The sequence below is a fragment of the Blautia sp. Sow4_E7 genome, from assembly GCF_052116245.1.
Classification (GTDB): Bacteria; Bacillota; Clostridia; order Lachnospirales; family Lachnospiraceae; genus Blautia_A.
In genome coordinates this window covers 155,429-169,079 of the sequence record NZ_JBQKLL010000003.1, presented here as the reverse complement: position 1 = coordinate 169,079, position 13,651 = coordinate 155,429, and the positions used below count along the sequence as shown (strand labels likewise).

The 13,651-nt window shown below is 46.4% G+C and carries 8 protein-coding genes and 2 pseudogenes; 9 read left to right on the top strand and 1 reads right to left on the bottom strand.

The annotated features are described in order from the left end of the window. Positions 1-64: 64 nt before the first annotated feature. From ACTQ50_RS03535 to ACTQ50_RS03510, 6 genes are all read left to right on the top strand, one after another. Positions 65-2,179: a SpaH/EbpB family LPXTG-anchored major pilin gene (locus ACTQ50_RS03535; protein WP_441482987.1), complete on the top strand. Its 2,115-nt coding sequence runs from the start codon at positions 65-67 to the stop codon at positions 2,177-2,179. 155 nt (positions 2,180-2,334) lie between these two features. Further along, positions 2,335-3,201 carry a class C sortase gene (locus ACTQ50_RS03530; protein ID WP_441482986.1) on the top strand — a complete coding sequence of 289 codons (867 nt, stop codon included), beginning with the start codon at positions 2,335-2,337 and terminating at the stop codon, positions 3,199-3,201. Next, positions 3,202-4,299 carry a class C sortase gene (locus ACTQ50_RS03525; protein ID WP_441482985.1) on the top strand — a complete coding sequence of 366 codons (1,098 nt, stop codon included), beginning with the start codon at positions 3,202-3,204 and terminating at the stop codon, positions 4,297-4,299. It abuts the gene before it with no gap. 35 nt (positions 4,300-4,334) lie between these two features. Further along, positions 4,335-5,291 carry an AAA family ATPase gene (locus ACTQ50_RS03520; RefSeq protein WP_441482984.1) on the top strand — a complete coding sequence of 319 codons (957 nt, stop codon included), beginning with the start codon at positions 4,335-4,337 and terminating at the stop codon, positions 5,289-5,291. Then, positions 5,284-6,333 (top strand): DUF58 domain-containing protein, encoded by a 1,050-nt coding sequence (locus ACTQ50_RS03515; protein ID WP_441482983.1) that lies wholly within the window; start codon positions 5,284-5,286, stop codon positions 6,331-6,333. The genes ACTQ50_RS03520 and ACTQ50_RS03515 overlap by 8 nt, the downstream gene beginning before the upstream one ends. Beyond that, on the top strand, positions 6,266-8,806 hold the full coding sequence (locus tag ACTQ50_RS03510; RefSeq protein ID WP_441482982.1) for a transglutaminase-like domain-containing protein: 2,541 nt from the start codon (positions 6,266-6,268) through the stop codon (positions 8,804-8,806). Before ACTQ50_RS03515 ends, ACTQ50_RS03510 begins: the two co-directional genes overlap by 68 nt. 364 nt (positions 8,807-9,170) lie before the next feature. On the opposite strand, the pseudogene tnpC reads toward ACTQ50_RS03510, so the two are convergent. Next, a pseudogene (tnpC, locus tag ACTQ50_RS03505) lies at positions 9,171-10,268 on the bottom strand (IS66 family transposase); the annotation flags it as partial. A 265-nt stretch (positions 10,269-10,533) separates the two neighbouring features. On the opposite strand from tnpC, the gene ACTQ50_RS03500 reads away from it, so the two are divergent. From ACTQ50_RS03500 to ACTQ50_RS03490, 3 genes and pseudogenes are all read left to right on the top strand, one after another. After that, positions 10,534-10,731: a type II toxin-antitoxin system PemK/MazF family toxin gene (locus ACTQ50_RS03500; RefSeq protein WP_441482981.1), complete on the top strand. Its 198-nt coding sequence runs from the start codon at positions 10,534-10,536 to the stop codon at positions 10,729-10,731. 264 nt (positions 10,732-10,995) lie between these two features. Further along, positions 10,996-12,282 carry an IS110 family transposase gene (locus tag ACTQ50_RS03495; RefSeq protein WP_441482980.1) on the top strand — a complete coding sequence of 429 codons (1,287 nt, stop codon included), beginning with the start codon at positions 10,996-10,998 and terminating at the stop codon, positions 12,280-12,282. A gap of 742 nt (positions 12,283-13,024) precedes the next feature. Then, positions 13,025-13,207 (top strand): annotated as a pseudogene (locus tag ACTQ50_RS03490) (tyrosine-type recombinase/integrase); the annotation flags it as partial. Positions 13,208-13,651 lie beyond the last annotated feature (444 nt).

Here is a 13,651-nt window from a genome sequence, read left to right as displayed (position 1 = left end):
GCAAGCCACAGCACCGGACATTCCGGAGCAAACAACCCAATATTACAAAAAGGAAACGATAAAAATGATGAAAATAAATGTAAAAAAAATGGTTGTTTATTTGTTTATGTTTGTCATGGTTATGACAATGCTTCCCTGCGTGGCATTAGCGGAAGATCCTGATCCTGCGTTGATTGATGAAACTAAAACAGGATCTATCACTGTAACCAAGTATGCAAACACAAATTCATCAGCCATTAAAGGTGACGCAACTGGTACGCAGAGTGATCAACCTACTGATCCAAACTATAAGACTTTACAAGGTGCAGAGTTTGTATTAGTAAAGATTTATGACGCAAATACTGTAATGAATTATTATAATGGTAAAGAAGATGCTTTAATTTTGAATACAACAAAATTGGTGGAGGATAGTTCTGGATGGAAGTACAACAGTAGCGCAGTTGATAGTAGTAACGTTAAGAAGGGGACAACAGATGCTAACGGTAAACTTATATTTTCCAATCTTCCTTTCGGCATCTATATCTTAAGAGAGATTACCGCCCCTGCTCAAATTACCGTTCCTTTGGCAGAGGACAGTCTTATTTCCATTCCTATGGTTAATACACAGTATAAAAGTGGTGGCGGAAGTAATAATAATGGCAACGCAGCATGGATGTATGATGTCTATGTTTACCCTAAAAACCATGAATCTAGCGGTACCGTTGAACTAATCAAACAGGATCAAAACAATCACAAGTTGCAGAATGTCGTATTTGAATTGTATAAAAAAGAGTTTCAGTCGAATGGTGAACTGACAACAGAAGATTGGAAAGATGTTACTACAACTACCGATAATGGTGGAGCATCTACGACTCTTACACTCAAGACGGATGCAGATGGTAAGATTACGTTGGCAAATTTGCCTGCAGGACTGTATGGAACTCAGTATAAACTGGTTGAGATTTATCAGGCAGGTACTTCACCTGAGGGATACATTATCAACAGTAATCCATTGTACTTCAAGGTGAACAAGGATAATACCATTTCATGGAATAACCCTTCTGGAGAGAAAGGCGACTGCAATAACACAAATACAGGTGTAATAGGTACAACTACGTCGACGACAGACACCAAGCTTACCATTACCCTCCGCAACGAGATACCTTCTCTGACCAAAAAGGTACATGAAAACGAACCTGGAGCAGGCTGGAAGTATGACGAGCAGTACCGTCTGGACGATGAGATTACCTATCGCCTGATTGCTTATGTCCCCAATAATGTTGCTGAACTTGGCACTTATGAAATTAAGGATATCCCTCAGATTGGAATTACTGATAGTGATACCAGTACTGACTACACCGTTACCTTTGGTAATGATCCTGATACATGTAATGTTGCTTTGGATACAACGGAATATACTAGGGAAAAAATTCCTGCCGACAGTTCCAATGGGCAAGGTTTTAAACTGACGCTTACCGCCTATGGTAAAAATGCGACTGCCGGCAAATACATCCAGATTGTCTACAAAGCACATATGAATGCCAGCGCAGTGATCGCAGGAAACGGCAACGGAAACACCGCAACTTTGACCTATTCCAAGTTTATTGGCGGTGGAACAGGAGACTATACTATTACTGACGAAGCCAGAGTCTATACCTATCAGTATCAGATCACCAAACGTAAGGATACTGATACTGGAGATTTAATACCGGGCGTGCAGTTTGAATTGCTGAATGCTAGTAAAAATAATATGTCTGTTATAGCATTGAAAGATCCTGGTGTATACCGTTTGGCTCTAGCTGGTGAAACTGGAAGCACAACGCTTACTACCGCTAACGATGGCACCATCCTGATTAAGGGTTTGGAAAACGGTACCTACTACCTGAAAGAAACCAAGACCATTGATGGATATAACCTCCTGAGTGCGCCTTTCCAAATTGACCTAAGCGTATCTGAGACACCAACATGGAATCCAGACACTGGATACACCTCCACAGGACGAGTTGTAAAGAGCTATGGAAACTCCACCACCTACAGTCTAGCTGATGCAAAAGGTACCAGTACCATCATCAACAAAAAAGGCTTTGTCCTTCCTCAGACCGGTGGTATGGGCTATCTGCTGTTCTGCACAGCTGGTATTCTCCTGATCGGAGGCGGTGCGGCTCTGATTTTTGGCGGACGCAGGAAGAAAATCCGCTAGTTCCGGATATATGTAATCGGGAATGACTCTGGGGCGAACGTGCAATAGAGTTTTATCGAAAAAATGATATGAACAGTCAGGGTAATCATGATAACGGATATAGTTCCATTCCGTACTTTCATTTGATACCCTGACTGTTGTCAAAGGAGATTTTTATGACAAAATCCAGACAAATCGTGATTCTTTTTGCGGTCCTGATGATTCTGACAGGTACCGCTATTTTTTCTTATCCCTTTATCAGTAATGCGTTGGAAAACCGAAATGCAACGGTGGCGGTTCAGGAGTATAATGAAACTGTCAGTACTCTTAAGCAAGAAGAGATTGATGCTATCAAAGAGGCAGCCAAGACGTATAACGATCAGCTGGAAAGCATTTTAAATAAAAACGCCCAGGGTGAGGGTATCATACAGGACAGCTACATCGACCTGGTGCAGTTAGGGGATGCGCTGGGCTATATCACGATTCCCAGAATCGATTTGAATCTGCCAATTTACGAGGGCATCGGTTCTGATGTACTGATGCATGGAATTGGGCATTTGACGGAGACCAGTTACCCCCTGGGCGGTGAAAGTACCCATTCTGCTTTGTCCGGACATCGGGGGATGGCAGAAGCGGAACTGTTTACCAACCTGGATAAGTTGGAACGGGGAGATCGGTTCTATCTGCATATCCTGGATGAAGTGCTGGCTTATGAAGTAGATCAGATTTTGGTTGTTGAGCCGGATCAGGTGGAAGCACTGGAGATTATTGAGGGAGAAGATCTGTGTACGCTGATCACATGCACACCGATCGGAATCAATTCTCATCGTCTTCTGGTGCGTGGGACACGTGTGGAATACGAGGGAGAGGAAACGGCCGGTTCTAATGTTCTGTATCAGAATGTTCATACAGGTACGGCGGTTCGTCGTCTGGTGGAGATCTGGCCTTGGCTGACACTTGCTGCCATCCTTGCCATTGGAGCGGAGGCATTTCTGATGCTGGCACTTCTGAAGCGCATAAGAGAGCAAAAGGAGGATGATTAAATGGCACGGCGCGTTCGGCAATGGATCGGCTTTCTGATTATGCTGGCCGGTCTCGGGCTGCTGGCCGGTCCATTTCTGATTGGAGCCAGGGGAGAGAGGATCCAGGAGCAAGTGGTGGATTCCTTTTATCAGGAGATTGACCGCTCTGGTGTCAATCCGGCTGCGGAAGAAAACACATCTGAGGAAGAGATATCGGAGAAGGACTCACCTGAAGAAGAAACATCTGATGAGACGGATATACCTGAGGAAGAGGAGACCCGGCCTGCCAAGGAGAATCTGGATGCCTTCCATCAGGCGGCAAAATCCTATAATAACTCCTTGTCTTCCTTTGGGCAGGATGCTATGATGAGCCGGGGGGATGTGGAGAAATTCGCCCTTTGCGCCCTGGACTATGGATTCTCAGAAAATATCATCGGAACGATTCAGGTTCCACGGATGGAAATTGAACTGGGGATGTATCTGGGAGCCAATTCCGAGAATATGGCGAAGGGCGTGGCGATTTTTGGCATGACATCATTGCCTCTGGGAGAGGAAAGCGAAAACGTGGCGATTGCCGGGCACCGGGGCTGGAGCGGTACACCTATGTTTCGCGATATCCAGAAGCTGCAGATAAATGATCCGATTTATATCACGACGCCGTGGAAAACACTGACCTATCGGGTATGTGAAATCAAAATCGTCACACCGGAGGATAACACCTGGTGCAAAATTCAGCAGGGCAGAACCCTGATTTCGCTGATGACGTGCCATCCCTATGGACATAACTATCAGCGCTATATCGTCTTTGCCGAGCTTTGTCAGGAGGAGAAGCCCTCTGAGGAAGAAATCATCGAGAATAACATCCAAAGCTATGATTCCTCACCCAGAGCAGTCAAACTGGTCAATTCTGATGGAACAAGCGAGACGGTCATGGTCGATCCGGCGACCATACAGCCTGACGGCAGCGAATACGGTTCGGTTATGTCAAATTTCGTTATCCTGGCGGAGGATAAAATGAAAATAGCCGCAGGGGTCGCTGCTGTGCTGGTGGCACTAATGGGCATCCGGCTGACGGTTCAGACCCTTCGCGATTTCCGGAAAAGACAGAAGAAAGGCTAGAAAATGGCCGTGTAACGATGGAAGGAGAGAGATCTATGAATCAGAATGAAAAAGCCGCACGAATCATCCGGGAGGTTTCCAAAGCGATTATCGGCAAGCATGAATGTATTCGTACCATCCTGTGTGCGATCCTGTCCGGTGGCCATGTGTTAATTGAGGATATCCCGGGCGTAGGAAAAACGACTCTTGCACTGGCCTTTGCTGCGGCAATGGGGCTGGAACAGAAGCGTATTCAGTTTACGCCGGATGTTCTGCCTTCCGATATTACCGGGTTTTCCATGTATCAGAGAGAGCAGGAGAAATTTGTTTATCAGCCCGGTGCCATTATGTGTAACCTGTTCCTGGCAGATGAAATTAACCGAACTTCCCCGAAAACTCAGTCCGCGTTGTTGGAGGTTATGGAAGAAAATGCGGTCACAGTGGACGGTGTCACCCGACCGGTACCTTCACCCTTTGTGGTCATTGCTACGGAAAATCCAATTGGATATACAGGTACCCAGATGCTTCCGGAATCTCAGCTGGACCGGTTTCAGGTCTGCATCGTTATGGGATACCCCGGTAATGACGATGAGATCGCTATTTTGAAAGCACAGGCAACGAGAAGAATGCTGCAGTCTGTCCGGCCTGTAATCAACAAACAGGAACTGCTGGAAATGCAGGAAGAGGTGAGCCGGGTAGTGATTTCGGATCCGATTTATCAATATATGGTCAGTCTGTGCGCCGAAACCCGGAAACATCCGGGAATTGAACTGGGACTTAGCCCCCGCGCAACTCTGGCCCTGGCGTCAATTGCAAGAGCCAATGCGTATATTCAGGGGAGAAATTATGTGATTCCGGGAGATGTAGCGGATATGTTCCCATATATAGCGGTTCATCGGCTTCGCCTGTCGACGGAGTCTAAGATGAATCACTGGAAAGCGGACGATATTCTGAAGCAGATTCTGGAGCATGTGGAGATGCCTCTGCCGGAAAGGATGAAATTCCGTGGTTAAGTGGTGGAAGCCTGTTGCGCTTATTTTTATAACTTTCATTTTTGCGGTGTCGCTGAAAAATGATTTTGTGTATTTCCTGCTTGGGTTTGAGATGATGCTTTATCCGGCTGCGTTTTGTCAGGTTCTCTGGCTGTCCGGAAAGGTAAAAGTACAGATCATAATCCCTGATTCGAGGGTGTTTCGGGGGGAAACTTTTCAGGTGCGTGCGGAACTGACGAACAGCAGTCGGTTTCCGATCCCGCAGCTGATGGTGCGGCTTGCGGTACGGGTGTTCCCGGAAAAGGAGGAATTGCTCCTCAAGGGAAAACTTATGCTTGACAGCAGGGAACAGGGCTGTCTGTGTTTTCAAATGGACAGTACTCACTGTGGCTGTCTGGAGATCCGGGCTGACCGGCTGATCGTCACTGATTTTATGGGAGCGTTTCAGCGCAGCTGCAAAATTGACAGCGAAAAGAAAGCTATGATATTTATTATGCCGGAAACTTCGATGGAAGGCCGGAGCTTTCCGGAGGTACAGGGCATTTTTAAGGATGAGGATGGAAACAGTGATAAACGGGGGGATGACATTCTTGATGTCTCAGAGATCCGAAGCTATCAGGAAGGAGATCCTCTGAAGCTGGTTCACTGGAAGCTCTCTGCACGGTGGGATGAACTGATGGTACGGGAAATGGTGGATCCTGCTGAGAGGCTGACATGGTTATACCTGAATCTGCAGGAAACTCCCAATCAACCCGGGATCCGGCGAAATCCGGATGCCTGGGATCATTTTGTGGAAACCGTTGCTGACGTGTCGGCGATGCTGCTGAAAACGGAAAAGCGGCACATGGTGCTTTGGATCGACAGCTTAGAAAGCAGGATCATGCGCAGCAGTGTGTCCGATGAAGTGAGCCGGCAGGAAATGCTGTGCAGGCTTTTGCTGACAGATACTTTCCTTACAGGGGATGATTCTCTGCTTCTAAAGGAGTTATACTTAGATGAAACGAAAGGCACATGTATCGAAATCAACTTACAGGGCAATCTTGTCCATTCAAAAAAGTCGTGATGAACCTTCGGGTTTATTTATTTCTGACCGCTTTTTTCAGCCGGAAAAGGAGCACAACCCTCATCATCTGCTTTGGTTTTTAGCGGATGTTTTTCTGCTTTCATGCCTTATGGGCGGACTGATGGTTCTGTTTTTCGCCGGTTTTTCTGTTCCGGTTTCCCTGTGGGTTTTTCCTGGCCTTCTCTTTCTGTGTATCGGGACAACAGCCCTGTTTCACAGTTCCTGGTGTCTGCGTCACCGGCTGGCGACAGGAATTACACTTCTCATTTTATATCTTTTTCTGTTGTTCCTCTGCCAGGATGCTTTTTTCACAGGCGTGCGTCAGTTTGCTGCTCTGGCGGGTGAGACTCTGAATCGTACATATAACGGGGAACAGGATCTTGCGGCCGCTGCAGGCGGCGATGAGGCAGGAATTTTTTTGATGCTTGCATCGATACCGGTTATGTTGTGGCTGGGGGTATCCCTGTTTCAGAAGAATTCCTTTCTGATGGCCGGTCTGCTGCTGTTTCCCCTGCTGGCTTTACTGGCTCTCTGCGGCGCTGCAGATCATGTGACGGCCCTGTTTCTCATGCTTCTCGGAATCGTGCTTTCCATGGCATTTACAGGACCAAAACGGCAGCATCGCATGTGGGGCGGAGCGAATCGGCAATTAAAAAAAGAAAACCAGATCCGTTTTCAGTCTGTCCAGAAAAAAAGCGCAGCAATTATGCTGAGTGCTTTTCTGCTTCTGTCTGTGCCGGGATTTTTCCTGGTACGGCCGCTGTTATCCGTTTCTCTGAAACCCGCCCGCCAGGTCTCTCTGGAGATACAGGGCAGATTTCTGACGAAGATGATGAAGCTTTTGCCGCAGATCAGTGCCGGTGAGTGGAATCTGAATGCAGAAGCAATCGGCGGCGGTGTGCAGGATGGCGCGATCGACAGCAGGGAAGGGTATCTGCTGGAAGAGGTAGAAGATCTGCGTCTGACACTGAGTACCAAACCGAAGGAGACCATTTTTCTGAAAGGTCACATTGGTACGGTCTATGAAAATGGTGCATGGGAGAATCACTACGGCACTACGTTTGACGGTGCGGCAATGAACTGGAATACGGAAGGTTCGCCCAGACTGTATATTCAAAATCTTCCGTTTCTTAGAACAGCCTATGCCCTGGCACAGGGAGAGTCCGAGGATCCGGATGTGGCTTCGGCAATGTCTGTATTTTCGGTTGAACCTGCGGAGATTCTGGTTGAGAGGATAAATGCAAATGATACCTATACCTATCTGCCTTATGGTACTTATCTGAATGATTACTATGAGGTGAATTTGGGGGATGGAGCGGTCGCTGGTCAGTCGGAGCAGGAAGACAGATTTTATTTCTTTTTTCGGGAGGATATGGAGAAGATACTGTCTGTGTGGAATGCGCTGGAAGATACCGGCAATGTGCTAGACAGGGTGGAGGAATCCTATCGGGCTTTTTGTGAAACAAATCATCAGACGGACTGTCCGGGTATGGACACCTTGCAGAAAGAAGTTGAGGATGTGATTGCGAAAAACCGCTGGAGTGCCGATCAGGATTTCGATGAGATCACCTCCTGGATTCGGCAGTACCTGGCGAAGAATTATCAATATCAGCTGAAACCGGAATCTGTGCCGGAAGGCAGGGATGCGTTAAAGTACTTTCTGTTTGAAACCAAATCTGGAAACAGTGTTCACTTTGGGTCTGCGGCGGTGGTTTTGTACCGCATGTTCGGTATCCCGGCAAGATATGTGGTGGGTTATGAGATCCCGGAATCTTTGTTTTCTGTACAGCCTGACGGAACCTATACGGCTGTTGTTCAGGGAGATAATGCGCAGGCATGGGCAGAGATCTATATCCCCGGGATCGGATGGACGCCGGAGGATATGACTCCGGGGGTGATTGGAACTTATGAGGAGGTCGGCCCCGGCGGTGAGAGAATAGGGGTATCCGGAGAGGAGAGCAGTGAGACGGAGACAGAAGCTGATACGGGCACGCAGGAAGCCGCGGCTGACAGTGAAGATGAGGACAGCCTTCGTTCTGGTTTTGGCGGACTTTACTTTAAACAATATTCTGTAGAAGAGATCATTACTGTATTGATGTATATTGGACTGGGAGTACTGCTTGTGACCGGACTTATATGTTCCGGGAGATTTTTTTGCAGAACGTTTGGCTATGATCCTTTTCACAGATACTCCCGGGAGCAGTGTCTGGTTTTTATCTTTCAATCTTTCTATGCCCGGATGCGCAGGCTCGGACTGCCCCGGAATGCAGACAGTCAGTCAGAGGCATTTCTTTTATTTTGCGAAGCAGAATTGAACAGGAGATGCCCGGAAGCTGTCAGTTTGCTTCGGCCGTCTGTTGACAAGCTGTACCGCAGCTGTTTTGGGGAGAAGCCGGTCTCAAAGAGTGATATTTCAGTAATGCGCAGGATTCTTCGTGCGAGCTATAGGACCGCATCCCGTCCCGGCCGGTAAAAAATTGGGAAGATCAGAGCGGATTTACTAAGAAGTTTACCAGATTCCAGAGCATAATTGCAGCAGGTTATGCCGGCTTATGCCGTACCGTTTTTGTAAAAAAGAAAAATTCAGCTAAAACAGTAAAACAGGAGGGTTTTTTTTACCCCTCCTGTAATACTTACCGGATATTGCAAACGTTTTTCATAATTCCACATAGATCAGGATTTCCCTCCTTCCCAGGTAAGCGCTTAATTTCCGACCGTTAGTTAACCCCAGGGCCTTTGCTCAAAAAGTAAATTTTTACTACGCAAAAATGCCCCAGTTGGGGTTAGCCAACGGAAGCACATTGACAATTCATATACGGTTCAACCAACAAAGGCTGCTATTCATTGTTTTGGCTGTCGACACGGTGCTGGATTTCTTCTTTGACTGCTCCATTCCATGGAGCAAGCTGATCCAGTTCTTCATCTGTCATCCTCTCGTTTGGCTGATGTTCAAACAGGAAATTAAGATAATGGTAAACGTTCACTTTGTTTGCCTTCGCCATCTCCACCATGGTGTATGCCATGGCACTTGCCTGGGCTCCTGCCGGGGTATCGCAGAACAGCCATCCCTTCCTTTCAACTACAAACGGGCGGATACTGTTCTCACTCAGGTTGTTGGAAAAACTGCAGCGCCCATCTTCCAGATAGGTTGCAAGGCACTCTCTGCGGTTCCGGATATAGGTTACCGCTTTATCCATTCTGGAGTTACGGATCGGATTCTGCTTATCAAGCCACGACAAAAAGCCTTCAATAACCGGCTTCTCCTGAACAAGCCGCGCTTCCTTGATGGCATCGAACGTTTTATATTTCTGTCGGATCTTATCCTCTTTGTCGAAAAGCTGGTTGACATACATGACTCCCTGTACCGGGGGCTGCGTGTAATCCAGCTGCTTACCCTTTGGTATTGCATCAATCAGGTATCTGCGGATATGTGCCCAGCATGCCAGCCGCTTTGCGGTCTTTACTTTATTGTAGCCGCTGTAGCCGTCACACATGAGATATCCCTGGAAGCCATCCAGGAAATCCACAGCCGTATCACCGGCCCGTGTTTCCGAAGACTTGTAAATGATGATCGGGACATCACCATCTTCGCCACTTCGGAAAAGCCACATGTAGGACTTTGTCTGGGCGCGGCGCTCCGGTTCATGCAATACCTGCACGGGCGTCTCATCAGCCATCGCAAAGCTTCTGGCAAGAAGTTTCCGGTGAAAGTACTCGTACATTGGTGTGAAAAATGCCTCTGTGTTTTTTATGGTCCAGTTTGCCAGTGTGGCACGGCTGACCTTTGCACCCAGACGGTCCAGATCCTGTTCGATCCGGTATAAGGGCATTCCGTTACAGTATTTCTGGTAAAGAACCCAGGCAACCGTAGAGGCAGATGCCATTCCATACATCATATGGGCTTTTCCATCCTTGCCTTTGACGATCGTCGGTATGAACTGTCGGAGCCTGCGTGCGGGAGCATTTGGGTTGTGATCTGGCGAATGCAGTCAGATAGGTTATTATTCCCTGCCTGCGTCAGCAGGATAAACGATTCGGGGTATCGAGGATAAATAGAATCGAGCGAGCACTGTTTAATAATCGAAAATTGGCTATAGAGGTTATGCGGCAGAGTGTTCATTTTGAATGTCTCTGCCGTATTCCTGTGTAGCTGATAATGGATGCTTTACGATTAAATTTCAGGATGGGAGGAACGAATAAATGAAAATTGAAAGAGGCGATATCCTTATGGTTAATTTGGGACAGGTTCCGGGTACTTCCCTTCAGAGTGGAATCCGTCCGGTAGTGGTTGTCAGCAATAACAAAGCGAATACATACAGTCCGGTGGTAACGGTAGTGCCGTTTACTTCAAGGGTGTACAAAAAGCATACGGTTAATATGTCGCCTGGTACATCCTAGAGTCAGTGCAGCTCTGTCCTTGTTTCCGTCTGGGTGATCTGCCAGAGATTTGATCACCTCGTATTTTAGTTGTTCGTTCATTGTAAGCATAACCTTTCTGATAATGATTTCCTCCTGTTCGTTATAAGTCGCAAGGAGCTTCCTGTATAATTCAAGTATAGGGAATTCCAAGAAAGAAGGTTGAGAAAAAAATACCTCAGAGTAAAATAAGATTACTGACTTTGCCGGTTAGTAAAAATCTTATTGAACAGAGAGGTATCTGAAATGAATTATAACACACAGAACGAAAAAATTGCATCCATTACTGAAAAAACTTTGATTGTTGGTATTGATGTCGGAAGCGAAACTCATTACGCCAGGGCTTTTGACTGGAGAAATTATGAGTATAGCAAAAAGCCGCTGGAGTTCAGTAACACAGAATCCGGATTCCTGGCTTTGAGAGCGTGGATGGAAGATATCGCAGAAAAACATGGCAAAACTACTGTGATTCCCGGAATGGAGCCGACCGGTCATTACTGGTTTGCGTTAGGGAAATTCCTGCAGGACAGCGGAATGAAGCCGGTACATGTGAATCCCCATCATGTCAAGAAATCGAAGGAACTGGACGACAATAACCCCAACAAGAATGACCGCAAAGATCCCAAAACAATTGCGGCACTGGTCAATGAGGGGCGTTTTTCCTATCCATATATACCCACCGGCATTTATGCAGAGATCAGGAGCCTTTCGAACCTGCGTTTCCAGACGCAGGAAGAACTTACAAGGATCAAGAACCGGATTGCAAGGTGGTTTTCCATCTACTTCCCGGAATATAAAGATGTCTACGTAGATTTGAAAGCGGTCAGCGGAAGAATGGTGTTGAAGGCAGCTCCGCTGCAGGAGGATATCGTAAAGCTTGGGGCAGAAGGTGTGAACCAGATCTGGAGAAATGCGAAGCTGAGAGGCGCTGGAATGAAGAGGGCAAAGACCCTGGTATCCGTTGCAGAGCATAGCATTGGGAGTAAGGAAGCGCCGGAAGCAGCGAGAATCGAATTAAAAAATCTTCTGAATGACATGGATGTATATGCAGCAAGGCTGGAGGAACTGCTCCGGAGTATAGAAGAAAAACTAAAGGAGATCCCATATATTGATAAGCTGATGGCGATCAAAGGGATCGGGTTGGTTACAGTCAGTGGTTTTATTGCAGAAGTTGGGGACATTGGACGTTTTGATAATCCCAAACAACTGCAGAAAATGGCGGGATATGCGATCGTGGCGAATGATTCCGGTAAGCATAACGGAGAAAGCCGGATCAGCTACCGCGGGCGGAAGCGCCTGAGATATGTGCTGTATGAGGCGGCGATATCGCTGATTGGAAAGAATGCGGAGTTCCGGGAAATACATGAATATTATCGGGGCCGAAAGGAAAATCCGCTGAAAAAGATGCAGTCAGTGGTAGCGATAGCCTGCAAGGTTATAAGGATATTCTACGCGATCCTCACAAAAGGTGTAGATTATGATGCGGAGAAACTGATAGGAGACATCAGAAGGCCGCAGATGCAGGCAGCATAACACCCAGAGACAAAACAGGTAATGTCCCTGCTACAGTTGAATTGAGCCTTTAGGAAACAATTCTGAGAGTTGAATTCAGCTGTGGCAGGAAAGCTGAAAAGTATGAGGAACAGGCCGGAAAAACGTCCACCGCAAGGTGCTGGTTTGAGGAGCATACAGAATAGGTCAGTAAAACTTAAGACAAAGAATGAGCCAGTAGTCGGCAGGAATAATTACCATAGGGCAAGACCCTGACAAGGAGCTAAGCTGACACCCTGGTTATGGACAGGCGGGACGAAGGAAGTTAGGACCCTGCAGAAATGCGGGTGATCCTGGTAGACACGGGAGGTTCGCTGCCGTAGATGGATGGGTATACACAAGGCCATGTAGAACGGAAAACCAAGACGTTTTACTTCGTGTACCCAGAACCAGCTATTTTCGTACCAGATACAGAGAAATGCCCATCCCAATGGCTCTTTCTTCTGAGATATTTATTGATAGTATATCGAAAAAACCTTGATTTTCAAGGAAAAAAGACTTGACTTAATAGGGAGGATATTTTACCACATCTGGGATATTTTCAAATGTGGTATACTGAGACATTATCATAAATGGCTTATATATTTTTAGGGCAGAGATAAAATGTTCTGGACAAGAGCGATTTTGTGGAAGATAATAAAAGTGCTGGGGTACCTGATTGGAATGGTCAGGTACTATCCGGCAAGAAAAAAGAAATATTTTTTTTGTCCCATACTTGACACGTCCACACATGCTGCGGCACACCTACATCACCAATCTGATTTACAAAGGTGTTGATCCAAAGACGGTGCAGTATCTGGCAGGCCATGAGAACAGCAAAACGACTATGGACATCTATGCGAAAGTAAAGTATAATAAACTTGAGGAATTAAGCAGCGTTGTGAATGCTGCATTCGGGCTGCGTTAAAATGCACCAAAAATTTCGCGATTTCGTGGGTTTACCTATGGGTTTACTGAGAGAGGAAAGCCCGAAAACCCGCATGAATACTGGACTTTTCGGATCAAGGTCAGGTGAATACGGTCTCAAAGCCGCTCGTCGCGCTCCACAGTTCTCCAAACGATAATCAGTTCTTACGAATTATTATATGGACATATTTCCCTCGGAATCAACATGGTTCCGGGGGATTTTTTGTACTATAAAATAAGAAGCAAGACACTATATCAACTGGCAATTTCATCAAATTGTTAACGAGATTAAAAAAATTGCCAGATTTGAATGTAGCAATTATAATCCATATAGGAATGATAGTAAACCTTTTCGCGAACAGTTTGATATGGGCTTTAAATATAAAAAACAAACAGATGAAAGAGATCCTAAGAGTATATGTATATATATTGAAAAAAATCCTCC

Bases quoted from the DNA above. Each gene is read 5' to 3' on its own strand.
- ACTQ50_RS03535 (WP_441482987.1), top strand. From the start codon at position 65: ATGATGAAAATAAATGTAAAAAAAATGGTTGTTTATTTGTTTATGTTT.
- ACTQ50_RS03530 (WP_441482986.1), top strand. From the start codon at position 2,335: ATGACAAAATCCAGACAAATCGTGATTCTTTTTGCGGTCCTGATGATT.
- ACTQ50_RS03525 (WP_441482985.1), top strand. From the start codon at position 3,202: ATGGCACGGCGCGTTCGGCAATGGATCGGCTTTCTGATTATGCTGGCC.
- ACTQ50_RS03520 (WP_441482984.1), top strand. From the start codon at position 4,335: ATGAATCAGAATGAAAAAGCCGCACGAATCATCCGGGAGGTTTCCAAA.
- ACTQ50_RS03510 (WP_441482982.1), top strand. From the start codon at position 6,266: ATGAAACGAAAGGCACATGTATCGAAATCAACTTACAGGGCAATCTTG.
- ACTQ50_RS03500 (WP_441482981.1), top strand. From the start codon at position 10,534: ATGAAAATTGAAAGAGGCGATATCCTTATGGTTAATTTGGGACAGGTT.
- ACTQ50_RS03495 (WP_441482980.1), top strand. From the start codon at position 10,996: ATGAATTATAACACACAGAACGAAAAAATTGCATCCATTACTGAAAAA.